Source organism: Streptomyces sp. BBFR25, assembly GCF_044590125.1.
In the GTDB taxonomy this organism is placed as follows: domain Bacteria; phylum Actinomycetota; class Actinomycetes; order Streptomycetales; family Streptomycetaceae; genus Streptomyces; species Streptomyces canus_D.
This window is the reverse complement of the sequence record NZ_CP172447.1, coordinates 8,407,109-8,433,081: the sequence shown is the minus strand read 5'-3', so window position 1 is coordinate 8,433,081 and position 25,973 is coordinate 8,407,109. Positions and strand designations below refer to the sequence as shown.

25 protein-coding genes and 4 pseudogenes are annotated in these 25,973 nt (G+C 69.9%); 16 read left to right on the top strand and 13 right to left on the bottom strand.

Translation table 11 applies throughout. The features are described from left to right. Positions 1-527 precede the first annotated feature (527 nt). Together ACGH52_RS37930 and ACGH52_RS37925 are read right to left on the bottom strand one after the other, a co-directional pair. On the bottom strand, positions 528-1,055 hold the full coding sequence (locus tag ACGH52_RS37930) for an RNA polymerase sigma factor (protein WP_399946215.1): 528 nt from the start codon (positions 1,053-1,055) through the stop codon (positions 528-530). Further along, positions 1,052-1,333 (bottom strand): hypothetical protein, encoded by a 282-nt coding sequence (locus tag ACGH52_RS37925; protein ID WP_054102655.1) that lies wholly within the window; start codon positions 1,331-1,333, stop codon positions 1,052-1,054. The genes ACGH52_RS37930 and ACGH52_RS37925 overlap by 4 nt, the downstream gene beginning before the upstream one ends. Positions 1,334-1,788: 455 nt before the next feature. On the opposite strand from ACGH52_RS37925, the gene ACGH52_RS37920 reads away from it, so the two are divergent. The 5 genes and pseudogenes from ACGH52_RS37920 (at position 1,789) to ACGH52_RS37900 (ending at position 7,202) form a co-directional block, all read left to right on the top strand. Further along, a complete protein-coding gene (locus ACGH52_RS37920) occupies positions 1,789-2,817 on the top strand; it encodes a DNA-binding protein (protein WP_399946212.1) in 1,029 nt (342 codons plus the stop codon). A 117-nt stretch (positions 2,818-2,934) separates the two neighbouring features. Next, positions 2,935-3,159: a hypothetical protein gene (locus tag ACGH52_RS37915; RefSeq protein WP_362771004.1), complete on the top strand. Its 225-nt coding sequence runs from the start codon at positions 2,935-2,937 to the stop codon at positions 3,157-3,159. A gap of 340 nt (positions 3,160-3,499) precedes the next feature. Beyond that, positions 3,500-4,072, top strand: a complete 573-nt coding sequence (locus ACGH52_RS37910) for a TnsA-like heteromeric transposase endonuclease subunit (RefSeq protein WP_399946207.1) — start codon at positions 3,500-3,502, stop codon at positions 4,070-4,072. Positions 4,073-4,865: 793 nt separating this feature from the next. Beyond that, complete coding sequence (locus ACGH52_RS37905) at positions 4,866-6,152, top strand: Mu transposase C-terminal domain-containing protein (protein ID WP_399946205.1); 1,287 nt, start codon at positions 4,866-4,868, stop codon at positions 6,150-6,152. 86 nt (positions 6,153-6,238) lie between these two features. Continuing rightward, positions 6,239-7,202 (top strand): annotated as a pseudogene (locus tag ACGH52_RS37900) (TniB family NTP-binding protein). A gap of 288 nt (positions 7,203-7,490) precedes the next feature. On the opposite strand, the gene ACGH52_RS37895 reads toward ACGH52_RS37900, so the two are convergent. The 4 genes and pseudogenes from ACGH52_RS37895 to ACGH52_RS37880 form a co-directional block, all read right to left on the bottom strand. Continuing rightward, positions 7,491-7,805 carry an SCO5918 family protein gene (locus tag ACGH52_RS37895; protein WP_399946202.1) on the bottom strand — a complete coding sequence of 105 codons (315 nt, stop codon included), beginning with the start codon at positions 7,803-7,805 and terminating at the stop codon, positions 7,491-7,493. Positions 7,806-7,855: 50 nt separating this feature from the next. Further along, positions 7,856-8,254: a CBS domain-containing protein gene (locus ACGH52_RS37890; RefSeq protein WP_399946199.1), complete on the bottom strand. Its 399-nt coding sequence runs from the start codon at positions 8,252-8,254 to the stop codon at positions 7,856-7,858. A gap of 58 nt (positions 8,255-8,312) precedes the next feature. Further along, a pseudogene (locus ACGH52_RS37885) lies at positions 8,313-9,810 on the bottom strand (DEAD/DEAH box helicase). Positions 9,811-10,035: 225 nt separating this feature from the next. Then, complete coding sequence (locus tag ACGH52_RS37880) at positions 10,036-10,239, bottom strand: cold-shock protein (RefSeq protein WP_076972349.1); 204 nt, start codon at positions 10,237-10,239, stop codon at positions 10,036-10,038. A 451-nt stretch (positions 10,240-10,690) separates the two neighbouring features. Here ACGH52_RS37880 and ACGH52_RS37875 point away from each other — a divergent pair, with 451 nt between their 5' ends. Next, positions 10,691-11,131, top strand: coding sequence for a recombinase family protein (locus tag ACGH52_RS37875; RefSeq protein WP_399946195.1), 441 nt, complete (start codon positions 10,691-10,693; stop codon positions 11,129-11,131). Positions 11,132-11,157: 26 nt separating this feature from the next. On the opposite strand, the gene ACGH52_RS37870 is transcribed toward ACGH52_RS37875, so the two are convergent. Beyond that, positions 11,158-12,036, bottom strand: coding sequence for a helix-turn-helix transcriptional regulator (locus tag ACGH52_RS37870; protein WP_121704610.1), 879 nt, complete (start codon positions 12,034-12,036; stop codon positions 11,158-11,160). A gap of 211 nt (positions 12,037-12,247) precedes the next feature. On the opposite strand from ACGH52_RS37870, the gene ACGH52_RS37865 reads away from it, so the two are divergent. The 6 genes from ACGH52_RS37865 (at position 12,248) to ACGH52_RS37840 (ending at position 16,676) form a co-directional block, all read left to right on the top strand. Next, positions 12,248-13,264, top strand: a complete 1,017-nt coding sequence (locus tag ACGH52_RS37865) for a zinc-dependent alcohol dehydrogenase family protein (protein ID WP_399946191.1) — start codon at positions 12,248-12,250, stop codon at positions 13,262-13,264. Between the two features lie 27 nt (positions 13,265-13,291). Further along, entirely contained in the window at positions 13,292-13,702 is a 411-nt protein-coding gene (locus tag ACGH52_RS37860; RefSeq protein ID WP_399946188.1) for a cupin domain-containing protein, read from the top strand. 53 nt (positions 13,703-13,755) lie between these two features. Beyond that, positions 13,756-14,421, top strand: a complete 666-nt coding sequence (locus ACGH52_RS37855; protein ID WP_399946185.1) for an SDR family NAD(P)-dependent oxidoreductase — start codon at positions 13,756-13,758, stop codon at positions 14,419-14,421. A 209-nt stretch (positions 14,422-14,630) separates the two neighbouring features. Next, on the top strand, positions 14,631-14,978 hold the full coding sequence (locus tag ACGH52_RS37850; protein WP_399946182.1) for a cyclophilin-like fold protein: 348 nt from the start codon (positions 14,631-14,633) through the stop codon (positions 14,976-14,978). A 103-nt stretch (positions 14,979-15,081) separates the two neighbouring features. Next, the gene (locus ACGH52_RS37845; RefSeq protein ID WP_399946179.1) at positions 15,082-15,849 is read left to right on the top strand and encodes a glucose 1-dehydrogenase; all 768 of its coding nucleotides are present in this window, start codon (positions 15,082-15,084) and stop codon (positions 15,847-15,849) included. Positions 15,850-15,908: 59 nt separating this feature from the next. After that, a complete protein-coding gene (locus tag ACGH52_RS37840; protein ID WP_399946176.1) occupies positions 15,909-16,676 on the top strand; it encodes an SDR family NAD(P)-dependent oxidoreductase in 768 nt (255 codons plus the stop codon). Here ACGH52_RS37840 and ACGH52_RS37835 read toward each other — a convergent pair. From ACGH52_RS37835 to ACGH52_RS37820, 4 genes are all read right to left on the bottom strand, one after another. Further along, on the bottom strand, positions 16,630-17,154 hold the full coding sequence (locus ACGH52_RS37835) for a Tn3 family transposase (protein ID WP_399946173.1): 525 nt from the start codon (positions 17,152-17,154) through the stop codon (positions 16,630-16,632). The genes ACGH52_RS37840 and ACGH52_RS37835 overlap by 47 nt on opposite strands. 814 nt (positions 17,155-17,968) lie before the next feature. Beyond that, positions 17,969-18,676 carry a B3/4 domain-containing protein gene (locus tag ACGH52_RS37830; protein WP_399946171.1) on the bottom strand — a complete coding sequence of 236 codons (708 nt, stop codon included), beginning with the start codon at positions 18,674-18,676 and terminating at the stop codon, positions 17,969-17,971. A gap of 49 nt (positions 18,677-18,725) precedes the next feature. Beyond that, the gene (locus ACGH52_RS37825; RefSeq protein ID WP_399946168.1) at positions 18,726-19,373 is read right to left on the bottom strand and encodes an FMN-binding negative transcriptional regulator; all 648 of its coding nucleotides are present in this window, start codon (positions 19,371-19,373) and stop codon (positions 18,726-18,728) included. A gap of 34 nt (positions 19,374-19,407) precedes the next feature. Then, a complete protein-coding gene (locus ACGH52_RS37820) occupies positions 19,408-20,244 on the bottom strand; it encodes an EamA family transporter (protein WP_399946165.1) in 837 nt (278 codons plus the stop codon). A 121-nt stretch (positions 20,245-20,365) separates the two neighbouring features. Here ACGH52_RS37820 and ACGH52_RS37815 point away from each other — a divergent pair, with 121 nt between their 5' ends. Next, on the top strand, positions 20,366-20,950 hold the full coding sequence (locus ACGH52_RS37815) for a helix-turn-helix domain-containing protein (RefSeq protein WP_399946162.1): 585 nt from the start codon (positions 20,366-20,368) through the stop codon (positions 20,948-20,950). A 613-nt stretch (positions 20,951-21,563) separates the two neighbouring features. Continuing rightward, entirely contained in the window at positions 21,564-21,941 is a 378-nt protein-coding gene (locus tag ACGH52_RS37810; RefSeq protein WP_238697016.1) for a hypothetical protein, read from the top strand. Between the two features lie 19 nt (positions 21,942-21,960). Here ACGH52_RS37810 and ACGH52_RS37805 read toward each other — a convergent pair. Together ACGH52_RS37805 and ACGH52_RS37800 are read right to left on the bottom strand one after the other, a co-directional pair. Next, a pseudogene (locus ACGH52_RS37805) lies at positions 21,961-22,729 on the bottom strand (transposase). Positions 22,730-23,078: 349 nt separating this feature from the next. Beyond that, positions 23,079-24,224, bottom strand: a complete 1,146-nt coding sequence (locus tag ACGH52_RS37800) for a hypothetical protein (protein ID WP_399946159.1) — start codon at positions 24,222-24,224, stop codon at positions 23,079-23,081. Between the two features lie 53 nt (positions 24,225-24,277). Between ACGH52_RS37800 and ACGH52_RS37795 the strand changes: the two are divergent. Then, a pseudogene (locus tag ACGH52_RS37795) lies at positions 24,278-24,523 on the top strand (transposase family protein); the annotation flags it as partial. Positions 24,524-24,690: 167 nt separating this feature from the next. After that, positions 24,691-25,947, top strand: a complete 1,257-nt coding sequence (locus ACGH52_RS37790) for a serine hydrolase domain-containing protein (RefSeq protein ID WP_399946156.1) — start codon at positions 24,691-24,693, stop codon at positions 25,945-25,947. Positions 25,948-25,973: the final 26 nt, after the last annotated feature.

Here is a 25,973-nt window from a genome sequence, read left to right as displayed (position 1 = left end):
GGTTCGCCGCAGCGCTCAACGCCAGTTGAACTGCTGCGAACGTGTGCGAACCGGCAGTTGTCCTGCTGGCTCTCCACACGTCAAATGCTGCACTCTTTTCCAGTTCCGAGGTTGGTGAGTCAGCTGCTGGATTTTCTTGCTCCTGCCTTTCGATGTGGAGCATCTCGAGGTAGTCATGCGCGTCCCGGTCACCTCGTTCTGCTGCCCATTGCCACCACGTGAGAGCCTCCGCGTCACGGTCCAGGTACTCCAGGAGCTCCGCGATTCTGCGGGTTTCTTCTGCGGTGGTTTTGCGTGCGCACTCGCGTGCCAGCAGGAGTACCAGTTCGCTCTTAGCTTCGGTTTGCTCCCGGTCGTCCGGCCATGGGCGGGGGGCCGGGGGCCAGCCGGCAAGCTGGCCCCCTCCGCCTGTGCCGAGTCCTCGGGTGTCCGCGAGCTCTTCGTAAGTGCCTGCTCGGAGCGTTCGAGCAGGGTCCATACGGCGAGGAGCCGGATGGCGTTCTGCTCGTTGTCCTTGTCCGAGGTGCTCATACGGTTTCCTCCTCACCGGTCTCGTTGACGAACTTCTTGAGGTTGTTGATGGCCATGCGGATGTTGCGCTTCACCGACTCCTCCTTAAGGCGCAGGCGCTTCCCGGCGTCTTCAGGGCTGATGTCCTGGAGAACGCACAAGGTGATGACCTGCCGCTGCCGGTCGGGAAGTTTGGCGACTAGTTCATCGATACCCTCTTTGATCATTTCGTAGGCGGCATCGGGGATGCCGATCTGGGATTCCTGTTCGGGCAGTTCCTGCAACGGTGCAGGAGTCATGCGTTGGTTACGCCGGAACTGGTCGATCACCGCGTTCCTGACTGCGGTGCGGCCGTAGGCGGCCCGGTTTCCGGGCCGCGCTACGATCTTTTCCCACGACGTGAACATGCGCATGTAGGCGACCTGCACAGCATCTTCCGCGCTGTGCAGGTCGCCGCCCGCTTCGGCCTGGGCTACGCGGGAGAACGCCGCGCTGGTCTCGAGGACGAACGCCTCGAAGTCCGTGCCCTGGTCGGCCTCGGTCACGCAGCCTCCCGGGTGGCGATCGCCGGCCGGCCCTGCTCCGAGTGCTTGTAGAACAACCAGGCCGGCTGCCCCTCCTCGAAGCGGGCGGCGGCCCCGCCCTCCGGCAGCGCCGCTGCCATCGCGATCATCGTTGCGCGCTGCTCGCGCTCCGTGCGGGCCTGCAGGTACTCCTTCAGGCACATCTCCACCGCGCTCTTGGTACGGCGCAGCGCGTAGTACGCCAGGAACATCAGCGGGACCGAGATCCCACCCGCTCCCATCCACTCGAGCCAGGTCACAGACCGGCCTCCCATCATCGACTCGTTGATGAGGGCACCTTCACCCTCACTCCCTACACGCGCCGGGGGGCCGGAATCCGGACGTCAGAGGCCAACTTTTTTCCCACGGGCCTCTGTTGCCCCATCGACAAGCCGCTCACCTGCAGAAACAACCGGTGCTTGTCGGAAGAACGCTGGTCCGTCACCCTGCGGTGGCTCGCCCTGGGCGAGCCACTGGGCCGGAGGGCGGGGTGCTGGGCGGCGGGAGCCCGGCAACCGACGAGCGGGCTCGCGCGGTGCGTCGGAGGGCCCGTGAGCACTGCCGAGGCTTCGGGAGTTTCTGCATCACGGGGTGATGCAGCATTATCAATGTCTGGCCGGGCACCGCCAGTTGTCGCTGTGCGCCGGATGAACGGCTGCGGCGGGTCGTCTCCCTGCGGGAGCCTGGCGCGATGGTTGTAGGAATCTTCCGTGTAGTGCCTCTGCCCGGGGAGACGACGTGCTCGCTCATGGTCCGCATCGCCGCCCGCTACGGGATGGAGGCGAAGACGCTGCGCTCTGGATGGAAGTGGCACAACTCTGCGCCCACGTACGACAGTGGCGGGCAGCGGGCCGATGCCGAGGTGCTGTTCAACGCGGCGGGGCGCCGGCTCCTGGCCGATGTGTGCGGGGTCGCACCTGGCGTCCTGGCGCGGGCACTGCCGTCCTGGGAACAGGAAGATGCCAGGCTGCTCGCCGGGAAGGACGCGGCTGGTCCGGCAGCAGCGTGGCGGGCCGGCGGCGCGCTGGTCGGGCCGGTGGCGTTCGGCTGCCGCCTGTGCACGGCCCGGCGCACCGGGGCGTCGACGGCAGTGGTGCGGTACGCACCGAGGTGGGAGCGGGTGTGCGTGCGGCACGGGCGGTGGCTCCTGGACGCGGACGCCGACCAGCCGCTGGAGCACCTCGATGTCCGCGCTCTGCCCGAGGTGGCTGCGTCGCAGCGGCGGTGCGCCGGTGTGGCGCGGCGGGCGGTTCGGGCCGGGGCCGGCCCGGAGCGGGTGTTCGCGCTGTCTCACGCGGTGGTGGCCCGGTGGCGGGAGCAGGCTTACGGCTGGGAGCGGGAGAAGATCTGGCCGCGGCGCCTGCACCAGGTCGCAGGTGGGGATGCCGGCGGTGATCTGGAGCGGTGGCGGATCGTGGGACGGGACACGGTCGTCTTCCCGGAGGTGGTGGCCGTGGCCGACGCCTTGCTGGACCCTGCGATGGCCGAGCTGGTGTGGGCCGACAGCGGGGCCGGGCGGCCGCGGGCGCTGCCCGCCGACGGGTTGTTCTGCCGCAGGCTCGGGGAGCGGGTGGGGCGAGGATGGCTGGGGCCGTTGGCCGCGACGGACCACGGCGGGCCGCTCATCGCGTGGATGGGCAGCGTCATCCGCCTTCGCCGCGGCGTTGGTGGGCCGCCCGGGTATGACAACGACCTGTGGTGGCTGCGGCGGGAACATCAGGCCGTGACCTGGCCGGGCAGCTGAGGGTGCTGGGCAAGGAGAGGAAGGCGCCCGGTTCGGGGACGATGTGGCGGGCTACGGTGCCCGCCGAGCAGCGCAGGGCTGATCACCAGCACGCTCGACAGCGTCCAAGAGCAGCTGTTGCAGCTGCGCGGTGTGCAGAGCGGACCGACCGCCGATGTCGCCCGGCGGCTGCTGCGCGGTCTCGGTCACAGTGCCGGCCTGATCGAGAACGCCTGGAAGCGGACCGCCCTGGCGGCGGTGAACGGCGGCGTGCCTCTGGAGGAGGTGGCCCAGTGGGTGAACATGTCGGCCGCGGTGCTCCGGGACATGCTCACCGCGGGCGGGCGAGAAGAGGACAGCTGAGCGCGATGCGCCGGGGGCGGGTCGGTTGTTGGCTGATACAGCACTCGTTCGTGGCAGGAATTCTGGAAACGACGGTGTGCGTCGGCGGGGGCGGCTTGGCTGGCGCGGGTGACCAGCACAGGGGCAGCCCGGAGCCGGGCAGGGCGGGCGGCCGTGGGCCGCTTGGGCGGGTTCGAGGCGGTGTTCCTCGACCCGGTGGGGCAGATGGTGCAGCAGCGGTGGGCGGATGCCGCTATGACCGTGGCGTTCGAGGACTTGCCGCCGGTGTCGGCGTTCCCGGTAGTGCCGGGGGCGGCGGTGGGGGCCGGGCCTGTGGTGGTCGGCGACGACCGGGCGGCACGTGGCCGCAGGGTCGAATGCGATGCGCGCCCAGCTGATGGTGCTGGACCGCGACCCGGAGGTGACGGGCCTGGCGGGGCGGCCGGTGCGGCTGCTGTGGCGTCATCCCCGCGGGCAGGTCCGTTCCTGGGTGCCGCAGCTCTTCGCCCGGCGTGCCGACGGCACCGCACTGCTCGCCGACTGCCCCAGCCACCCCGACGCCGGCGGCGAACGCGCGAGAAAGGGCGCCGAGGCGGTTGCGCAGGCGTGCGCGGACATCGGCTGGATCTACCGGCGCCTGCCGCCGCTCGAGCGTGTTCTGGCCGCCAACCTGAAATGGCTGGCCGGCTACCGCCACCCCCGCAACGCCGGCCGCCCCGGTCTGGCGGCGGCGGTTGTTGGGGCGTTCGCGCGGCCGCGGCCGCTGACCGAAGGCGCTGAAGCGGCCGGCGACCCGATCGAGGTTCTCCCGTGCGTCTTCCACGCCCTGTGGCACGGACAGCTGACGGCAGACCTCACAACGCCGCTGCATGAACGCGTCCTCGTCAGCCCGCGGGGCTCGGGCAGCCCGGGCGAGACGGGAGGCGCCCGGTGAGCGCGCGGCGCAATGCCCGGCCGTCCGTGAAGGTCGGTGCGCGCGTGAAGTTCCGTGACGTGACGTGGCAGGTGGTCGCCCTGTCGGGGCAGGACATTCGCCTCGTCGGCCCGGACGGCGGCGGCCAGGCCGTGCTCGCCGGGCACCTGTTCGCCGACCCCTCCTTCACCGTCATCGGCGCCGATGCGCCTCAGGCGGCCCCGCAGTGGGGGCTGTTCGAGACCGCCCCTGCCGCGGCGCGCGAGAAGGCACTGGCCTGGCAGCGGCACGTCAGGGAAGTCGAATGCGGGCTCACCGGAGGGCCCGGCAGCCAAGGAACGGTCCGGCCTCAGTACGACCCGCAGCGGCACACGCTGGCCGAACGCGAGCAGGCCAAAGCGGAAGAGCTGACCGCGCTCGGCTTCGGCCGGGTGGCGCGCACCACGGTGCAGCGCATGCGCCTGGCCTACCGCAAACAAGGCCTGTGGGGGCTCCTCGACCACCGCACCACCCGTGCTTCCAGCCCCACCGGACGGGCCGACGAACGGGTCGTCGCCGCCGTCCGTGAAGCGCTGCGCCGCCGCCGTGGCCGCTCCCGCGGCACGATCAACGGCGTGCTCCCGCTGATCAACCAGATCCTTCAGGACCGGCACGGCCCCGGCACGGTACCCACGCCGTCCCAGGCCACGCTGTACCGGCTGGTCACTGCTCTTGCCCGGCCCGGCGAACTGCCCACGGGGCCCGTGAGGCAGGTGCCCGCGAGTGTCGACGGGCGGGCCTTCCCCCCGCCACGGCGCTGCGCCCCGGTGAACAAGTGCAGGTTGACACCACCCGCCTGGACGTCCTCGCCCTCTTCGACGACGGGCGCCTGGCCCGGCCCGAACTCACCATCGCCGTCGACGTCGCCACCCGCGCCATCCCCGCCGCCGTGCTGTGCCCGAGCGCGACCAAGGCCGTCGACGCCGCCCTGCTGCTCGCGGAGATGGCCGTCTCCCACCCCGCCCGGCCCACCTGGCCCGACGTCCTGCGCATGGACCACGCCCCCGCACTCCCCCACCAGCGGCTGGCCGCACTGGATGAGCGCCTGGCCGGCGCGGCGGCCCGGCCGGTCGTCCTGCCCGAAACGATCGTCGTCGACCGCGGCAAAGTGTTCGTCTCCGCCGCGTTCACCGCCGCCTGCGAACACCTCGGTATCAGCGTCCAGCCCGCCCCGCCCCACGCCCCCACCGCCAAAGGCATCGTCGAGCAGACCTTCGGCACCATCTGCCAGCACCTGCCCGGCTACACCGGCTCCGACGTCACCCGCCGCGGCCCCGACACCGAGAAAGACGCCTGCTACAGCGTCGCCCAGTTGCAAGACCTGCTTGATGAACGGCTGGTGCACTACCACCACCGGCCCCACGAAGGCCTCCGCCACCCGCCGATGCCCCGCAAAGCGCTCACGCCGAACCAGATGTGGGCCGCGCTCATCGCCGTCGCCGGACACGTTCCCGTCCCGCTCACCGGCCGCGACTACCTCGAACTGCTGCCCGTGCGCTGGCAGGCCATCACCCCCGCCGGCATCACCATCCACCACCGCACCTACGACGCCGATCTCCTCGCCCCCTACCGCGGCCAGGCCTCCCCCGTCGCCGGCCGGGGCGGGACATGGGTGATCCACTACAACCCCCACGACGTGCGCCAGATCTGGGTACGGCTGCCCGACGGCCACCTCACCGAAATCCCCTGGATCCACCGCGACCACGTCCACCAGCCGTTCAACGACCACACCTGGCAGCACATCCGCACCCACGCCCAGCACAGCCACCACGACGACAGCCAGCAGCACGAAGCCGACCTCGCCGACGCCCTCGACCAGCTCATGCGCCGCGTCCACAGCGGCCACGCCACCACCGCCGAGCAAACCCTCCTCGCCCGCGCCACCACACTGCCCATTCCCGCCGCCCGGCACCCGCACCACGACACCACACCCGCCACCGACCAGCCGGCACCACACGACGAGGACGACAGCATCGACGACCTCCCCGACGACGGCACCCGCCCCGCCGCGGCCACCGGATACGGGCTCTACGACGCACACGAGGAGGCCGACAAGTGGTGAACCCCCGCCCCCACCCCACAGCGCAGCATCCGGGCAGCACATCGGCCGACGCAGGCAGCGGCAACACGGCCGAGCCGTCCCGGCCCCTGACCACCCGGCAGGGCTGGCAGCGCTTCGCCACCACCGACCCGCCCGCCCCACCCCAACCCGAAGACCCGCCCCGCAGCACCGAGGAACGCCTCGCCTACCACTCCGCGTTCGTCACCATCCGCACCCCCGCCCTCAGCCAGCTCGCCACCCAGGTCCGCACCCTGACGATCCTCGGCCGCCACCAGCACACCACCGCCCGGCCCTCCCTCATCGTCACCGGACCCGCCGCAGCCGGGAACCCACCGCCCTGCTGAACATCGGCCACTCCTGCCACCTCGCCCACCTGCGCAAAAACCCCCCACCCCCCGGATCAGCCCACAGTGCGGCACCCGTCGCCTACGTCCTGGCCCCGCCCAGCGCCACCGCGAAAACCCTCATCACCGAGTTCGCCCCCTACCCCGGCATCCCCGTGGCCACCCGCATGACCCGGACCCAGATCACCGACGCCGTCTGCCACACCTACACCGCCGCCGGCGCCCAACTCGTCCTCATCGACGAAATCCACCGCCTCAACCCCCGCGCCACCACCGGCGCCCAAACCGCCGACCTCCTCAAAGACCTCACCGAACGCCTCCCCGCCACCTTCGTCTACGCCGGCATCAACGTCACCAACACCCCCTGTTCACCGGGACCCGCGGCGCCCAACTCGCCGGACGCGCCACCCTCGTCGACTGCGGCCCCCTCCCCGCCCGGCACGGCACCCGCCACCCCTTCCGCGAGGTCATCACCGACATCGAAAACGCCCTCGACCTCCACCAGCACAAGCCCGGCACCCTCCCGGCCCACGCCCCCTACCTCCACCAGCGCACCGCCGACCGCATCGGGTCCCTCACCCGACTCATCCGCCAAGCCTCCATCACCGCCATCTGCGACGGCACCGAGCGCATCACCAAAGGCGCCCTCGACGCCGTAACGCTCGACCACCTCGCCGAAACCCACCACCGCCCCCGCACCCGCTAACCACCCACCCCACCAGCACAAACAGCCCTGACCAGCAAAAACACCAAACGAGCCATTACATGCCAGAACTACCGACACCCCACCCCGCCACGCTCCCCACAGAGCGCATAACCCCACCTCAACCCCTCATCCACCCCGGCCCAACCACCCACCCCGGCTTCTCAGCGAACCCACAACACCCCAGGCCAGCAAGCGCCCGGTACACCAACACCCCCCTCCGAGCCTTACCCAGGTCAGAAATCCACCTTCTACTCAGATCCACCGGCCGACGACAACTGTTCTGCCGGGTCAGGCGGCCAAGGGAACGCCGAGCATCGCGGAAGCCCGCTGGAGTGGGTCGACGACCCTCGCGGTCACGGGCGCGGTCTCGGGGAGGGTGCGGCAGGTGAATCCGAGCCGGGTCATGGCACGCAGGACCTCGCCGCCGCTGAAGTCACGGCGGTCCTGCCGGGTGATGACCTGGCCGACCTGCTTGGCGGGATAGTGGCGGCGTTCGATGATCACCGAGTCGCCGGTGACCGGCTCGGGCTTGACGCCCTTCATCGTTTCGAGCACGCCGCCCTTGGTGAGCTCGAACGGAAAGCGGGCGATGGCACAGCGCATGATGCCTCACAGAGAGAAGAGGGGGAGGGGGCCGACCGCGGTGAGGCTGGTCAGCGGGAGTGGGCGAGAATGCCCAGGGCGTTGCCGTGTTCGTCGACCACGGGCAGGGATCCGAGCCGCCAGTGACGCATCGCCTGTTCGGCCTCGGCCACCGAGGACAGCGGGGAGGCCACGGGCCCGTCACCCTCGGCGATGTCGCGCAGACGGACCCGGTCCGAGTACCCGGAGCCGTCCCGCACGGCGTTGAGCCGGTCGCAGGTGACCAGCGCGGTGTACTGGCCGTCCTGGTCGCAGACCATGAGGTGGCCCGTGCGGGCGGCGGCCATGACGGACAGCACCACCTCGACGGTCATGTCGTCCCAGACCTGGGGCCCGGCCGCGTCCATCGCGTCGGCGACCGTTCTGAGCGCGGCATCGGTGTTCGTCGCACGGGCGTGGAGCAGCGTCAAGAGGTGCCTCCCGCAGGGATGAGCCGTCTGATGGCTCGGCCTTCTGATCAGGACGGTTCTAGGCTGCCGAGTCGGTGGCGGAGCGCCGGACGGGCGCCCGCCGGGGCGCTGAAGCCGGTCGGCGTCGGCCGCGTGAGACGGCGCCGCCCCTCTTGGGGCGCTCGGTCACCGGAGCGGTGATGACGACGGGGATGCCGGAGGGGGCCTGGGCGCCGGTGATGCGGTGCAGGGCCTCCGCGCCGGCCCGGATCTGGGTGGTCTGGGCAACGATGCCGGCCGTCGTCATGAGGCGGGTCACGGCGCGGCGCTGGTTGGGGGTGACCAGTGTGACGACGCTGCCGGACTCGCCGGCGCGGGCCGTGCGGCCGCCGCGGTGGAGGTAGTCCTTGTGGTCGGTCGGGGGGGGCGACGTTGACGACGAGGTCGAGGCTGTCGGCGTGGATGCCGCGCGCCGCGACGTTGGTCGCCACCAGGACGGTGACGTGCCCGTTCTTGAACTGCGTCAGCGTGCGGGTGCGCTGCGGCTGAGACTTGCCGCCGTGCAGGGCGGCGGCGCGCACCCCGCTGCTGAGGAGGTGCTCGGTGAGGCGGTCGACGGCGTGCTTGGGGTCCAGGAACCTGAGCACCCGGCCGTCGCGGGCGGCGATCTCGGTGGTGGCCTCGTGCTTGTCAGTGCTGTGGACGTGCAGCACATGGTGCTCCATCGTCGTGACCGCGCCGGCCGACGGGTCGACGGAGTGCACGACGGGGTCGCTCAGGTAGCGGCGCACCAGCAGGTCGATGTTGCGGTCCAGGGTGGCGGAGAACAGCATGCGCTGGCCTCCGGGACGCACCTGGTCGAGCAGGGCGGTGACCTGCGGCATGAAGCCCATGTCGGCCATCTGGTCGGCTTCGTCGAGGACGGTGACCCGCACCTGGTCCAGCCGGCAGTCGCCGCGCTCGATGAGGTCCTGGAGACGTCCGGGGGTGGCGACGACGACCTCGGCGCCGCCGCGCAGGGCACTCGCCTGCCTGCCGATCGGCATTCCGCCCACGACCGTGGCGAGGCGCAGTCTCACCGACCGGGCGTACGGGGCAAGGGCGTCGGTGACCTGCTGCGCCAGCTCACGCGTCGGTACGAGGTCCAGCGCCAGCGGCTGCCGTGCCCCGGCTCGCCGTCCGGCCGTACGGGCCAGCAGGGCCAGCCCGAAGGCCAGGGTCTTGCCGGAACCGGTACGGCCCCGGCCCAGGACGTCGCGGCCGGCGAGGGTGTTCGGCAGGGTCGCGCCCTGGATCGGGAACGGAACGGTCACACCGGCCGAGCCGAGCGCCGTCAGCAGTTGCGCGGGCATGTCGAGATCGTCGAAGCTCGCCACCGCGGGCAGCGCCGGGGTGACCGTCACCGGGAGGACGAACTCGCCCTGCGCCGCGGCCGGACGGCGGCCGCGGCCGCCGCCGTTGGAACGGAACGGCCCGCCGGAGCGGGCCGTGAGGCCGTGCCGGCTGCCGTCATTCGCGGGAACCGCGCTGCCGCTGCGAGTGCGGGGGAAGCGGTCGTTCGTGCGTGTGCGGTTCATTCGAACCTTCCTCGATGCGGCACATATCAAGGAATTCCCGCAGCAGCGAACGCATGGAGAACTGCAATAACAGGCCGAGTGAAACGGGAATCCACGTGCTTGACCCTGCGGATTCCTCGCAGTCGTGTCGCAGCTGAAAATCGCCACGGAAAAGATGCAGCTGGGGCCCGCGCCCCGAAGGATGCGGGCCCCAGCTACCAGTGCGCGCCGACGGGCGCGCGGATGTCAGGCGAGGACGATGTTCTCGGCCGTCGGGCCCTTCTGGCCCTGCGCGACGTCGAAGTTCACCTTCTGGCCCTCGAGCAGTTCACGGAAGCCCTGGGCAGCGATATTCGAGTAGTGGGCGAACACATCGGCGCCGCCACCGTCCTGCTCGATGAAGCCGAAACCCTTTTCCGCGTTAAACCACTTCACTGTGCCACTGGCCATGCTTTTTCTCCTTCGGGGCAGTGCGTCGGCGCCCATACCGTACGGACGCCACGTCGCCGCGATGATCACCCCGCCCGGAAAAAACCGGCACCAAAAAATCGGGAACCACAACTGCAACTGATAACGACAGTAGCACAGTGCGTCACTCCGAACGTGCTGCACAATTCGACCCCGGCCATCTCCCCCAGAAATGTGACTGCACGTTTCACCCAATCCTCCTTCCGCGACTGCAGATAACATCGCATCCAGAACCAGCAGCCCATACCGAAAAGCCCTGAGGGCTGAATCGTCCCTGTCAGGGGGGAATTGGCCTCACATCAATGAGGCGCAGAGCCGACGCCGCGTGCGCAGCAGCCGCCGGCACCTACCACGCCGCCCTCTTCACCAAGGTGCCCCGGCTCGCCAAGCTCCTGCGCGTCCCCACCCCGGCCGACCCGGGCCCGGGCCAGCCATGGCGGCCGGGAACGCCGGCGCCCGCGCCCTCGAGGCGGACACGCCAAGCGCGGACATCCGCATCGGTTACGCCCGCTGCTCGGCCCTCGGCCAGGAACTCGACAGCCAGCTGGACGCGCTCGCCGCGAAGAACATCCCTTGGGACAAGAGCTTCGCCGAGAAGATCAGCACCCGGGTGCGGGTCCGCCCGAAGTTCGAGCAGGCGCCGGCGGCCGCGCGGGAGATCAAGGCGCACGTCCCGCTCTGCCGGGTGATCTTCACCGTGTACGAGATGAAGCGGCTCGGGCGGGACGCCGCCGAGCTGACCGCGCTCGCCGACCACCTCGCCGCCCACGGCCTGGTCCTGGAGATGCTCGCCGGCCCGCTGGCCGGGATCTACGACCCCACCGGGCACGGCCGGCCGCCGGTCATCAGCGACGACACAGGACCGGCATGGTGAGCACGGCCGGAGTCGGCCGGGGATCATCAGTCGCGCGAGTGTGGTGCGAGGGTCTGGGACGTGGCTGCCCAGGAGGCGAGGAGACTCAGGCGCTCCTCGGAGGCCGAGCCGGGTTCGGCGGTGTAGATGGTGAGTGTGAGACCGGGTGCGGCGGTCATCTCCAGGCCCTCGTAGGCGAGGGTGAGGTCGCCGACGGTGTGGTGGTGGAAGCGTTTGGTGCCGGTGCCGTGGTGGCGGACGTTGTGGGCGCCCCAGCGGGTGCGGAAGTCGTCGCTGCGGGTGGACAGCTCACCGACGAGGTCGTGCAGGCCCTTGTCGTGGGGGCTGCGGCCGGCTTCGGTGCGCAAGATGGCCACGGCAATGTCAGCGGCCTGCTCCCAGTCCGGGTAGAAACGGCGCGAGGCGGGGTCGAGGAACTGGAAGCGGGCCAGGTTCGCCTGGTTGCCGGCCGAGGCGTAGACGTCGGCATAGAAGGCGCGGGCGAGCTCATTGGCGGCGAGCAGGTCCATGCGGCCGTTGCGTACGAAGGCGGGGCCGGCGGTGACGGCGTCCAGGACCCACTGCAGGCTCCGGTGGGCCTTCCACTGCGCGGTGCGGCGCCGGGGGCGGGTGAGGGCGTCGGAGCCGTCGGCGGCGTGAGCGAGGTTCAGCAGGTGAGCGCGCTCGGCGTCGTCGAGCCGGAGCGCACGGGCGACGGCTTCGAGGACGGCCGGGGAGACGCCGGCGAGGTTGCCGCGCTCCAGCTTGGCGTAGTACTCCACGCTCACGTCGGCGAGCGCGGCAACCTCGCTGCGGCGCAGGCCAGGCACCCGTCGGCGGCTCCCGGAGGGCAGGCCGGCCTGCTCGGGGGTGATCTTGGCTCGCCGCGAGGTCAGGAACTCGCGGACCTCTGCTTGGTTGTCCACGCCTTCGACGGTACGTCCCGCCTGCCCCCATAGGGATGTACTGGCGGTACACCCCTTGATGGTGTCTCGCTCCCCGCGCGAAGAGCGGGTTACCTGGATGACGTGGTGCTTTTCGCCCGGTCACCACGACGGGATCTTGCACCTGGCCCTGCACTCGGCGACGCCCCCGGCATCCGGGTCGCCCGTTCCGACACACGAAGGAAGCTCACCCATGCGCGGCGCAGTCATCCACGCCCCCGGCGACGTCCGCTTCGAGTCTCTGGACGACCCGAAGCTGCTTCACCCCACCGACGCGATCATCCGCACGGCCGTCACCTGCGTGTGCGGCTCCGACCTCTGGCCCTACCGCGGCGCCGAGCCGATCGGCGACCCGCACCCGATGGGCCACGAGTACGTCGGCTTCGTCGAGGAGGTCGGCTCCGAGGTCACCGCGATCCGGCCCGGTCAGTTCGTCGTCGGCTCGTTCGCCACGTCCGACAACACCTGCGCGAACTGCAAGAACGGTTTCCAGTCCAGCTGCTTGCACCGCGAGTTCATGTCGACCTGCCAGGCCGAGTACGTGCGCATCCCCAACGCCCAGGGCACCCTGGTGGCCACCGACGAGGTGCCCGGCGAGGAGCTGTGGCCCGGTCTGCTGGCCGTCTCCGACGTGATGGGCACCGGCTGGTGGGCCGCGGACGCCGCCGAGGTGCAGCCCGGCTCGACCGCCGTGGTCGTCGGTGACGGCGCGGTGGGCCTGTGCGGGGTGATCGCGGCGAAGGAGATGGGCGCGGAGCGGATCATCGCCATGTCGCGGCACGAGTCCCGGCAGAAGCTAGCCCGGGAGTTCGGCGCCACCGACATCGTCACCGAACGCGGCGACGAGGGCGTTGCGAAGATCAAGGAACTGACCGGCGGCATCGGCGCCGACAGCGTCCTGGAGTGCGTCGGCACGGCCCAGGCCATGAGCCAGGCCCTGCGCTCCGCCCGCCCCGGCGGCAACGTCGGCTTCGTCGGTGTCCCCCACGAGGTCGCCGTCGACGGGCAGGAGCTGTTCTTCTCCCACGTCGGCCTGCGCGGCGGCCCCGCCCCCGTACGCCGCTACCTGCCCGACCTCATCGACCGCGTCCTGGCCCGCCGGATCGACCCGGGCAAGGTCTTCGACCTCACCCTGCCCCTGGAGCAGGTTGCCGAGGGCTACCAGGCGATGGACGAGCGCCGCGCCATCAAGACTCTCCTCAAGCCCTGATCCTCCCGACCGCCCGAAGGAACAACCATGCAGATCACCCGCAGCTCGCTCGACACCGTCAAGGGCCCGGCCGACTGGTTCACCGGCGACGTCTACATCGATCCGATGGCCGCCGCCCCTGCCCCTTCCCGGGTCACCGCCTCCCTGGTGCACTTCATGCCCGGCGCCCGCACCCACTGGCACCGCCACCCGCTCGGGCAGACCGTCTTCGTCACCGAAGGCGTCGGCCTGTGCCAGCGCCGCGGCGGCCCGGTAGAGGTCATCCGGCCCGGCGACCGCGTCCTGTTCGAGGCCGACGAGGAGCACTGGCACGGCGCCGCCCCGAACCGGCTGATGGTCCACGTGGCCATCAACGAGGGCGACGACGACCACGCCGTCGTGCACTGGCTGACCCCGGTCACCGACGCCGAGTACACCGCCGCCCCGGCCACCGACTGACATTGCGGTCCGCCCGGCCCTGCGTCCGCACCGCCTCACCTGAAAGGCTCACCGTGACCACGTTCGCTCTCGTCGGCGCCGGCCCCGGACTGGGGCTGGCCGCCGCCCGCCGGTTCGGCGCCGCCGGCCACCACGTCGCCCTCCTGTCCCGCAACACCGATCACCTCGACGCCCTCGCGGGCGAACTCGACGGTGAGGGCATCCGGGCGCGCGGCTTCACCGCCGACGTCCTTGCCCCCGCCTCCCTGACCGCAGCCCTGGACACGGCGGCCAAGGAGCTGGGGCCGATCGAGGTCCTCCAGTTCAGCCCGGTGCCCCGCGGCGACTTCATGAAGCCGGTCCTGGAGACGACCGCCGCCGACCTGGAGGACCCGTTGGCCTTCTCCGTCAAGGGGCCGGTGACCTGTGTGCACGCCGTCCTTCCGGGGATGCGGGAGCTGGGCCGGGGCACGCTGCTGTTCGTCAACGGCGGCAGTGCCGTACACCCGAACCCCAAGGTGGCCGGCACCTCGGTCGCGTTCGCCGCCGAGAGCGCCTACGCGGCGATGCTCCACGACGCTCTCGCGCCCGAGAACATTCACGCTGCCCAGCTGATCGTCCCCGGCGCGATCCGACCGGACGCCGAGCACTCCAGCCCCGACGCGCTCGCCGAGCGCCTGTACGCCATCCACACCGAGCGCGGCGCCTTCCGGCACTACGCCGAGCCCATGCCCGCATGATCACCTTCAGGACACCGCTCGTGAACTCCGCAGTCCGCCGCGGACTGGGCTGTGCCGCTTCGATGGCCGTCCTGCTGCTGACCGTAACCGCCTGTTCCAGCGGGACGCAGGAGAGCGCCCCGGCCGCCACGCCCTCTGCCGCCGCCCCGGCGGGGCAACAGGAGCCGGTGACCTCCCCCTCTTCGTCCGCCTCCGGGAGGAGTACGTCTATGAACATCCGGGTCACCCTCGACGGCCGCCCCGTCGACGCCGTCCTGAACGACAGCCCAGCCGCCCGCGACTTCGCCGCGCTGCTGCCGCTCACCCTGGACCTGAAGGACTTCCACGGCACCGAGCGGGTCGCCGGCCTGCCGCACAAACTCGACACCGCCGGCGCCTTCGAACCGGTCTCGGCCACGGTCGGCGACATCGCCTACTACGCCCCCTGGGGCAACCTGGCCCTCTTCTACCAGGACGGGCCCGCTCCCTCCCCGGATCTGCTCGTCCTCGGCCACCTCGGCGTCAGCGCCGACCAGCTCGGCCGGGCAACCAGCATCACCATCGAAGCCGCCTCCTGACCCCCGACCGCATCCTCGCCGGCGCCGGCGCACCGGTGCCCCGCGGCACTGACCCGCCTCCGGGCCCTACGCCTGCGGCCCGCCTCCCGAAGGGAGAACACACGTGAGCGTCACCTACGACTTCCACGGCAAGACCGCCTTCGTCACCGGCGCCGCCGGGGGCATCGGACGGGCCACCGCCCTCGCTTTCGCCCGCGCAGGCGCACGGATCGCCCTCGCCGACCTGTCCAGCGACGGCCTGCACGAAACCGCCCGCCTCATCGACGCCGCCGAAGGCGAAGCCCTCGCCCTCACCTGTGACGTCACCAACGAGGACGACGTCCAAGCCGCGGTCGACCGGACTGTCGAGCGCTTCGGAAGCCTGGATGCCGCCTTCAACAACGCCGGCGTCGAGCAGCCCGTCCAGCCGGCCGCCGACACCGCCAAGAACGACTGGGACCGCATTCTCGGCGTCAGCCTCACCGGAGCGTTCCTGTGCACCCGCGCCCAGATCCGGCAGATGCTGAAGCAGGACGGCGGCGGCGCGATCGTCAACGTCTCCTCCGGAGCCGGGGTCAAAGGCTTCAAGGGGCAGGCCGCCTACGCCGCCGCCAAGCACGGGATCATCGGCTTCACCCGTTCCGCCGCCCTCGACCACGCCGCACAGGGCATCCGTGTCAACGCCGTCTGCCCCGGGATCATCGACACCGAGATGATCCGCCGCTTCGCCGACACCCGCCCCGGGGGCCGCGAAGGACTTGTCGCCGACGAACCCGTCGGCCGCCTCGGCACGCCCGAGGAGATCGCCTCCGCCGTGCTCTGGCTGTGCTCCGCCGACGCCGCCTTCACCACCGGCACCGCCCTCGTCGTCGACGGCGGCCAGACCACCTGAACCCTCCGGCATCCCCGCCCGAAACCCGCCGTCGAAACCCTGTCCGAGGAGACATCTCCATGAACCCCACCTACGACTTCACCGGCCAGGTCGCCTTCGTCACCGGCGCCTCCTCCGGCATGGGCCTGGCCACCGCCCGCGCCTTCGCCGAAGCCGGCGCTGCCGTCGGCCTCGCCGACATCGACGAGACAGCCGTCCAGGCCGCCGCGAAGGAACTCACCGACGCCGGACACCGGTCCCTCGCCCTGGTCTGCGACGTCACCGACGAGGACCAGGTCGCCGCCGCCGTCGACCGCACCGTGGAGACCTTCGGCCGCCTCGACATGGCCTACAACAACGCCGGGATCATGCCCCCGCCCACCGACGCCGCCGATGAGAGCGCCGAGCAGTTCGACCGCGTCCAGCACATCAACCTGCGCGGCATCTGGGCGGCCATGAAGCACGAACTGCGCCACATGCGCGACCAGGGCAGCGGCGCCATCGTCAACTGCTCTTCCCTCGGCGGCCTCGTCGGCAACCCCGGCCGCGCCGCCTATCACGCCACCAAGCACGGCGTGATCGGCCTGACCAAGAGCGCCGCCCTCGAATACGGCTCCCGCGGCGTCCGCATCAACGCGGTGTGCCCCGGCACCATCGCCACCCCCATGGTCGACGCCATGATCGAAGGCGGCGAACTCGACCGCACCCAAGCAGAAGCCGGCCAGGCCATCGACCGGCTCGGCACCGCCGACGAGATCGCCCAGGCCGTCCTGTGGCTCTCCAGCCCCGGCGCCGGCTACGTCACCGGCATCGCCCTGCCCGTCGACGGCGGTTACACCGCCCAGTAATCCCCTGTATTGCCATCAAGCCGAGACGTCGTCCTCGTCCAACTCTGGCGTGTCCGGGCCGCGCAGCGGGCTCAGGCGGCCGCGGCTCCTGGTGGATGGTGCCGCGCTTGCCGTGGCACACGTCCCGGGCCAGCTTGTGGCGGGATTCCTGCACGGTGAGCTGCCGGTTCATCTGACGCCGGCAGGTGTCGTCCACCGGGTCGACCACGCGCAGCAGGTGCTCAGTCTTGGCGATCCGCCCGTACGCGGCGAACGCCGCCCCCGAGCGGGGTCGGGCGGCCGTCGCGTCCGAACATGCGCAGCAGGTCGTAGGCGGGGACCTGGTTGGTGACCAGGGAACCGCGGCCTTCAGCATGTCCGGCCAGTGCGTGATCACCTTGTTCAGGTTGACCCGGTTGCGGACCAGGTCCTCCACCGCGCCGTACGTTCCGGTCTCGACGCCGGGCATCGTGGCCCGCCAGAACCGCTGGTCGTCCATGGCAGTTTGCTGTTATGTATTTTACAAGGGCTGCTGGCCGGACTCCGCGCAGCCGATGCCCGCCCCTTCTTACCGCTGGGGCGGAATGACGCCCCACTCCCCCTGAACCGAACCGTCGGCGGCCGACGTCCCCGAGCCGGCACGCCGTGCTCTCCGCTCCTCCCGCACGGCCGGAAGGGCTCCACCGCGCCGTACGGACCCTCGGCCCGGACCGGGAACGCGTAGACGCTGGGCAGATCGGTCCCCCACCGGTCGTGATCGTCGAACAGGTAGGTCAGTCGCCGCCCCGGCGGCAGCATCGGGATCGGGCGAGTCAGTACCCGCTGGAGGCTCCCGGCCGACTCCTCGCCCCAGGTAGTTGCGGACGCCTCGAGGTGATCCGTGCGGCACACTGTCGGCCGGTACCGACACCGGGGCAGGCATCCCCACGGTGACCGGTACGGACCGGCCGTGATCAGATCGTGGTTCTGCAGAACTCCCGCGCGCCACTCAGCGTCTGCTGGGTCGCCAGGCTGTCGAGGCGGACGTCCGGGGCACCGGGCAGGGAACTGTCGGCCCGCAGTCCGGCGGGCAGGCGTGAGGCGTCGAACCCGACACGGCCGGCGACTAGCGTGCCCAGCTCGTGTCTTCCCTGATGGCGGCCACTTCGAATTTCCCCACGTACGGCCTCCGGCCGCGTTACGTTCCGTGATGACTACTTGATCGAGATGTTGCCCTTGCAGCCGACGTCGGGACGTATCGTTTCGGTCCTCGGGGTGCACGTTTGATCACCGTGTGCGGCGCCGCCGTGGTGGCGGGCGGGCCAGGGTGGTGCTCAGGCGGTGATGTCGGGGTGTGCGGGGCTGAGGTACAGCACGGCGTTCTCTTCGCTGTGCGGCTGGAGCAAGGTCTGCAGTTCGTCGGCCGCGCTCTTGAGCAGGTGTCCGTCGCGGGTGGCGGCGACGGTCTCCAGGACGAATGCGACGTGGGTAGAGGCTTCGGTGACGCGGGTGCGGTGGGCGTCGCGGTGGTTCCAGTGCCGGGTGAGTACGTCGGTGGTGTCGGTGTAGATGATCTCGCCGGGCTTGGGGTTCTCGACGGTGTCGGGTTCGCCGAGCGGGGTGAAGGTCTCGGTGCCGTCGGCGTAGCGGATCTCGATGTCGCCGGTGACGTGGTCGAGGTCGAAGGCGCCGGCGGGCAGGCCGTGGTGGACGGAGACAGCGTTGTAGGCGTCGACGGCCGGGTTGATCCGGGGCAGGGTGCCCTTCTTCGTCATGCGGCGGCCGAGCGCGTCGACGCTGGGGCGGATGCGGCGGGGGTTGGTGCCGAAGGAGCGGTAGGCGGTGTGCCATGCCTCGATGCGCGGGTCGCTCTCGTCGGCGGGGGTCCAGGCACCGTCGGCGAGCTGGGCCTCTAGGGCTTCCAAGGCGGTGGTGGTGGCGGGCCAGGGCTCGGTGCCGCGTATGCCGGTGGCGGTGACGACGGCGATGAGGGTGTCGGGGAAGGCGTCGGCGACAGCGGGGCTGATACGGAAGGTGGTCATCGCAAGGGGGGTCCGTTCCGGTGAGGGCTCGCGAGGCTGGTGGGGTCGGTCAGGCTTTCCAGGTACCGATGCGGTCCAGGCGTCGCCTTTGCTGGGTTGCGGTGGGCGCGTCCAGGCCTTCGCCGCGTTCGGTGAGCCGGCGGGCGGTGTCGGCGCGCTGCTCGGCGGGTTTGTGGTCGTCGTACTTGAACTTGGCGCGGACCTCGGTGACGTCCAGGCGCAGGCCGCGGATGCCGGGCAGCATCCGCCCGTAGGGAGGCTGACCCGCCTCGATGGGGGCGTGGTCGCCATCCGGCTGGAAGTGGGCCATCTGCCGGCGTAGCAGCTCGGCCTTGGCCTCGGGGTCGTCGACGATGGTGGCCTGGCAGGTGAACTGGACGGCCGCGTAGTAGCTGGTGGGGACGCCGTCGGTGGGCGGGACGTCGGGCTTGGCGCGCCAGGGGCCGGGGATGAAGGCGTAGTCGCCGGTGACGGTGAACGTGACGTTCGGGTCGACTTCGATCGTCTTCCAGACGGGATTGGGCCGGGCAAGATGGACCAGCAGGGTCGTGTCGTCGACGGTGAAGTGGGTGGGCACGACGATCGGTGCGTGTCCGAGCAGGCCGTTGACGCTCAGGATGCCGAAGTCGTGGCCGTCGGCGATCCAGGTCTGCCATTCGGCGTCGTCCAGGGCGGCGTCCCAGGGCTGGATGAACATCGTGATGCTCCTTCGTGCGGTGCGCCGGGGCGGCTCAGGTGAGGGCGAGGAGGCTGACGGCGACGGCAGCGGTGCCCAGGCCGATCAGCTGTCCTCGGTGGATCCGCTCGGCCAGGACACTGCGGGCGAGCAGGACGGTGCCGGCCGGGTACAGGGCGGTGATCACGGCTACGACGGCCAGGTCGCCGCTGCGGGCGGCGAGCAGGAACAGTAGGTTGGCCACCGAATCGAGCGCGCCGGCCGTCGCCGAGATCGCGTATGCGGGTTTGTCCGGGCCCAGCCGCCGGAACATCACCCCGGCGGCGGCCAGGGTGACCGCGGAGGACACGGCGCGGCCGATGATCAGGGGGCCGACACCGCTGTCGGCCGGTGCCTGGTGCAGGAAGACCAGCTGCAGGGCGATGGCCGCCCCCGCGCCGAAGGCCAGCAGCAGCGCGGCACGCGAGGGGCGTGCCGACTTTGCGCCGTGCCCGGCGCTGACCAGCACAACGGCCGCCAGTGCCAGCGGCAGGCCGATCAGCCCGGCCGGCCCCAGTTTCTCCCCCTGCACCAGCCCGACGCCGACCGGCAGCATCGCCGAGACCAGCGCCGTGATGGGGGACAGCACGTTCATCGGGCCGATCGCGAGCGTGCGGTAGAGCAGGGCGAATGCGGCTGCCGACGCGACGCCGGATGCGGCGCCCCAGGCGAGCGTGGCAGGAGCGAACGAGGCACCGAGGAAGGGCCACAGCAGCAGCTCGACCGTGAGGGACGCCGGCGCGGCGACCATCACGGTGCGCAGGACATGAGCCTTGCGGGCGCCGAGACCGCCGAGGAAGTCAGCGCATCCATAGGCCAGAGAGCTGCCCAGGGCCAGCAGCAGAGCGATCACAGGAGGTATATCCCTTACTATCAATGGAACGACTACACCGTACAACGCACCGACCGGAAGTCGTCAACCAAACGACCGCGCGGTCCAGTGCACTGGTCCACTGCCTCAAGAGGTGAGAGAGATGGCCGAGACCGAGGCGGCGCTGCGGACACTCGCGCACAACGTCCGCGCGGCCCGCACCCGCGCCGGCTTGTCCCTGGACGAACTCGGCCGCCGCGCCAAAGTCAGCAAGGGCGCCCTGGTCGGCCTGGAGAAGGCTCAGGGCAACCCCAACTTCGCCACCCTGGTCCGTCTTGCAGACACTCTCGGCATCTCGGTGTCCGCGCTGATGGAAGGACCGGCGGAGGGCCGCGTCCGGGTTGTGTCCGCCGACGCCGTCATGCCCCTGTGGGCCGGTGAGAAGGGCGGCGAGGCCCGACTCATGCTGACCACGTCGGGGCCCGCCCCGGTCGAGGTGTGGCGCTGGAAACTGGCACCTGGCGAGGAGTACCCCAGCCACCCGCACCAGAGCGGCGTCGTGGAGACCGTCAGCGTCACAGCCGGACGGATGATCCTCGTCGTCGACGGTGCTGAGCACCCAGTCGAGGCCGGGCAGACCGCCACATTCGACGGCGACGTCCCCCACACCTACTGCGGCTCAGGCAGCGAGACCTGCCACCTGATCATGACCGTGCACATTCCTCCGGGTCCCGGCATGGCGAGCTGAACAGCTGATATTGGGAACAGAACCGTCACGAGATGGAGGCGTTGCCCGTGAGGTGCAGCAGGCGGCCGACGGCGTGGTGGTGCGCGTAGGGGCGGAACGCCGGGGGGCGCTGGACGAGTTGTTCGCAGCGCGGTGCGTGGGCACGACGGGCGAGGTCGAGGGCGGCGGCAGCCGCGTGCGCGGTGGGTTCGATGCGCGGTGGGTGAGGTGGCTGGCTGCCTGGTAGGGGTGGAAGACGCCGCGGGTCTTGTCCCGTGCCGTCGGCAGCAACTGTTCGCCGCGGGTGAGGAGCTGGTGGGCGGGCCGGGCGTCGCCGAGATCGAGGAGTGTCTAACCGGTGTCGACGGCGAGGTCCGCCTCGGACATCCACGTGCACCAGGAGGGGCGGTTGGTTCCAGCTCGGTTGAGTTCGTGTTCGGCTGCGTGCCGGGCGTGGAGCGTTGCCGTGCGGCCTGGGGTGGGTGAGGCGGCAAGGCTGCGGGCGAGCCGCAGATTGAGCAGGCTGCGGGCAGCGGGGTGGCGGGCTCGAGTGAGGGCGTGGGGAAGGAGGTCCTGAGCGAGGGCGTGGTCGTTGCGCTAAAGGCTGTCCCGCAAGGGCTCGTGTCCTGGGAAGATGTCCCTGATGGTGAGCATGGCGGAGTGGGAGGAAACACGTCGCCGACTGCACTTCGGGCAGCGCGTTTCCGGAAGGGTGGTCCAGGTACCAAGACCGGGCACGATCGGTGTCTTCGTAGACATCGGACTCGTCGTCGGCGGCTTCGTCGACGTGTTGTTGCTGCCGGAAGATGCCGATCGGTGGCCGACGGAGGGCACCGAGGCTGAGTTTGAGGTCTGGTGGGTTGATGAACGACCCCAGGTTCGCCTGAAGCCGGTAGATCCTCGGTTCCTGCGAGAGGACTTCGACGAGTGGCTCAGCCGATGGCGACCTGGGTGGCCCCTGGAGCTTGGTCTACCAGTACTGGCCAACGACCCGCCGTCTCACGGCACCTGACAGCAGCCGGCTGAGGTGATCACCGACTGGTGAGGGCAAGGTTGTGTAGTCGGGCGATGTCGAGCGTGGCCTGGTGAACTCCGTTTCCCTTGAGGCGGCAGTCGCGGAGGATCTTCCAGTTCTTCAACCGGGACAGGGCGCGTTCCACCCGGGCTCGTGCCCGGCGGTGAGCGGCGTTCCCCCCTTCCTGCCGTGGGCTGAGGTGTGTCTGACCTCGTCGTTTGCGGTGCGGGATGGGCAGGCCAGTGCCCTGGTAGCCGCCGTCGGCGATGGTCGGTGCGCCGCGGCAGACACGGTCCGACTCCGGACTGCGTGAACGCCCGGCAGTCGTTGCGGCTGCCGGGCAGCGGCAGGCCGATCGCCACTACCAGGCGGCTGTTGGCGTCGATGACGACCTGCAGGTTCGTCGAGCACCGGTAGTTCTTGCCGGATGCGGCCATGCTGCGATCACGGGTGGGCATCAAGGTGCCGTCGACGATGTAGACAGTGTCCTCGCGCGGCCGCCGGGCCGGCCAGATGGCAAGCAAAGGCGCCAGGTGATCGAGGATGCGGTCGGCAGCAGATTTCGAGACTCCGAACAACGGCGCTGCCTGCCGCAGCGAGAGATTCGTGCGCCAGTACGTCGCCACCAGCAACACACGGTCCTCCAGCGACAGCCGCCAGGGACGGCCGCGCTGAACGTCACCATCGCGACGCCGCACCAACGCCACGAGCCTGGCGAACTGCACCTCGGTCAGCCCGTAGAACGGCTCGATCCACTTCGGATCCGCCAAAATCCCCCCACCCATGCCCAGCCAACGCGCCAACCGCCCCCACCGGTTACGGGACACCCTTTAGTCGCGGCGGACCTGGTCACCGGCGCCAGGAAGACCGAGGTGACCACGTACTTGCGGAACCAGTCGGTCACGGGGACGGCGCCGGACTGGGACCAGGTGACCGGGTAGCAGCGGCGGGTGTTCTTGTCGACCGAGCCGGGCATGCTGGAGCCCCGGATGCAGTCCGGATCGGAGTAGTTGACGGTGGTGGTCGAGCCTGTCTCGGACTTGATGGTGCGTACCCGCCACTTGATGTAGCGGAGGTTGTCCGGGCTGCTGCCTTGCTCTCGGATGCCGCAAGCCCGGATAAGGCACTCCCCTCTCAGATAGTGTACGAATTACTGTTCTTCGCCATGAGCCACATGTAGTACCACTGGTCGTCACGCAGCGCCCTCGGACTGTTCTCTGCGGTATTCCGGATGATTTCCCAAACCCCACCGGCCCCGGCCGCACCGATGAGAGGAAGCGCCGCCGTCATAGCTGGCCCATAAACTGCGACAAGCACGGCTCCTACAGTTCCAATGACTGCGCCAGTGACCGATATTGCGCGCTTCCTGCGGGCGATATTCATTTGCGACTGAACGCGCCTGATCTCATCTTCCAGTTGATTTCCGATCTTGCGCAGCTCGTGCTCCATGTGGTCGCTTTGAACGGCTTCATCGAGGTCCATGAGGCTTTGCTGCATAAATCTCTTGGCCGCACGGTAGGAGCTGAATTCCTCGACCGTGATGCGACTAGCAGTGGCCATCGGTACGCCATCGATGAATGGAAGGTCCATCTGGAGAATAGGGCGCACCATGCGGCTCTGTAACGGTCCACTGCCAGAACCTTCCACCTCCTCGATAACTCTCCCGTCTCGTACTAAGAAGTCAAGTGCCGTCCGTACTGGGCTGGTTTGACTGTCGGTGCGATCTACACCTTCTGGGCTGGCGAAAATAACGCTACGCTCGCGCTGGATCGAGTATTTGGGTAGATACCATACGAGTCCAGACCTGAGCAGGGGCTCGGAACTGGCGATCCACTGCCCCAAAGCGAGAATGTCGTCACACACCAGAGTGAGACGTTCTGGCCATTCGGTTACAGTAATTCCAGTCCGAGAATCAAAGGAAGTGCTTCTCCTGGGCGCAAAAATGCGTTCGATGGGGTCAATCCTCGGAGGGATTTGAACGAGTTCGTGCGCACTCCCTGGTCCATGATGCGCTAACAATAGGGTGTCGGATACGAGCAGGCTTCGTTTAGTGAGGCGTTCAAATCCGCTTTCACTCACCCCCAGGCCAACATAAAACGGGGAGCGAGAAAGCTTCTTGTCATCGACCAGCTCCCGGCGCCGCTCATGGAACAAGTGCCGCGCATATGCCTTCGCCATCAGGCTGGGATTTTTCCTCTCATGTGCCGTCACCCCCTTGAAGAATCTGTTCATATGCTTCGCGACGATCGGACTTTGGATTGCTTTCCGGCGACTGCGCATAACGGCATGTTACCCCCTGTGAATTTAAGGCGTCACGTGATCTCGTTATCTTTATCCTGGCCGACCGCGCCTCTACAGGTGCCGGCTCCTGGGTCACCACGGGACGCAGACGTCGGACCGCGGGCAGCTGACCCCCGACAGAACGGACCGTCAACCGAGCACTGGCCACATCCCGGGCACCCGTCGAACGCGGCATGGCGCGACTCACGTCTTGGCGGATCTTCCGGAGATCGCGATGCGGACCCAACCACATGACGTCAATCGCCAAGGCCGTCCTCACCGTGGAGAGGCAACGCTGAAAATGCCCTCTCAGAACTCACCATCACGCGTTGCTGCTTCACCGGCACAATCAGCAGGGGGGCGGCAAGGAGGGCGGTGGCCGCCGAGTGGTAGGGGGCCAGCACCACCAATGTCCGGGCAGCCAGCTGGATGGTCCGCGGCGCCGGCCCTCCGTAGCGTTCCGGCCATGGACATCACGAAGAGTGCGCGGTGGGGCCGGTCCGGACGGTGGCGTGCGGGGCTGGCCGTGGCCGGGGTCGCCGCAATCGGGACCGCATCGCTTCTCGGGCCGGGCACCACGGCCGAGGCCACGGGCGCCGGCGGCGGGGACGCGCGGTCGCGGCTGCAGCGGGACGCGGACGCGGTACGGGACACGGGAGCCACCGGGCTGACGGTGCTCGCCCGGGACGCGGCCGGGCGCGAGACGCAGGCCCGGTCCGGCACCGCGAGCCTGAAGGACGGGGGCCGGGTGCCCTTCGACGCCTACTACCGCATCGGCAGCGACACCAAGACCTTCACGGCCGTGGTCGCGCTCCAGCTCGTCGGCGAGGGCACGCTGAGCCTTGACGACACCGTCGAGCAGTGGCTGCCCGGGGTAATCGCCGGCAACGGCAACGACGGCAGCCGCATCACCCTGCGCAACCTGCTCCAGCACACCAGCGGCCTGGCCAATTACACGGACATCGCCTTCGAGGACCCGGCGGAGCTGACGCCCGAGCGCTTCCACGCACAGCGGTTCCGCTCGCAGACCCCTGAGGAGCAGGTCTCCGTGGCGATGGAGCGCGCCCCCGGCTGGCTGCCGGACGCGGACGATCCGGGCGCCGAAACCCAGTGGGCGTACTCCAACACCAACTACGTGCTGCTCGGGATGGTCATCGAGAAGGCCACTGGCAACCCCTGGGCGCAGGAGGTGCACGACCGGATCATCGAGCCGCTGGGGCTGCGCCGCACGCTGATACCGGGCACCTCGCCGTACGTGCCGATGCCGACAGCCGCCGGGTACACGCAGTTCCCCGGCCGAGACGACCTCACCGACACCACGCTCGCCGTGGGCGGCGGCGCGGACGGCGGCATCATCAGCACCACCCGCGACATGAACACTTTCCTGCACGCCCTGATGGGCGGCCGGCTGCTGCCGCCCGAGCAGCTGGAGCAGATGCGCACCACCGTCCCGGCGCCCGGCTACGCCACCGACGGCAGGGCCCGCTACGGGCTCGGCCTCGCCTGGCGCCCGGCCGAGGGCTGCAGGGGCGGGATCTGGTACCACGGCGGCACGTCCTTCGGCACCGCCTCCGAGACCGCCGTCACGCCCGACGGCCGGGTTTCGGCCGCGGCCGCTGTCTTCACCACGCGCTTCGGTGACGAGAAGCGCTTCCTCGAGCAGACGGAGGCCGCGGTCCGCCTGCTGGACCAGGCGGTGTGCGGCGACCGAAAGCGCGGGTGACCAGGAGCGCACACTCGCAGAAGACA